Annotated in this window: 1 protein-coding gene; it reads right to left on the bottom strand. The window is 57.9% G+C overall.

The window, feature by feature from the left end; all coding sequences use genetic code 11:
* A partial coding sequence (locus tag EN861_RS35970) for a hypothetical protein (protein ID WP_210235225.1) occupies nucleotides 1-248 on the bottom strand: 248 nt, incomplete at its 3' end.
* Nucleotides 249-299: the final 51 nt, after the last annotated feature.

Below are 299 nucleotides of genomic sequence, written 5' to 3'. Positions count from 1 at the left end.
GAGCGCTGAAAGTGATAGTAGGTGGGGCATGGGCCGGTAAGGGGGATACAGCGCCCGTGCGCCCAGCACATTTGAGCCTGCAAGCGTTTCAAAATTCCCAACAAGTCGACCTGATAATTCCAGCATTCGACATTGCCGCATCTAGCCGAATTTGCGTTCACCTCTTGTTGTTGGTGACGCTGACGTCCAGCACCACCATTTACCGCGATCGAACGATGCGCTTGAAGGCACCTGTCGATGCCAGCCATGAGGGCAACCCGAACGCCGTGGCCTGGCGCGTAAGAACCGCTTCCCGCGCC

This window comes from Mesorhizobium sp. M8A.F.Ca.ET.218.01.1.1 (genome assembly GCF_004791165.1).
Lineage (GTDB): Bacteria > Pseudomonadota > Alphaproteobacteria > Rhizobiales > Rhizobiaceae > Mesorhizobium.
This window is presented reverse-complemented; position numbering and strand designations above follow the sequence as displayed.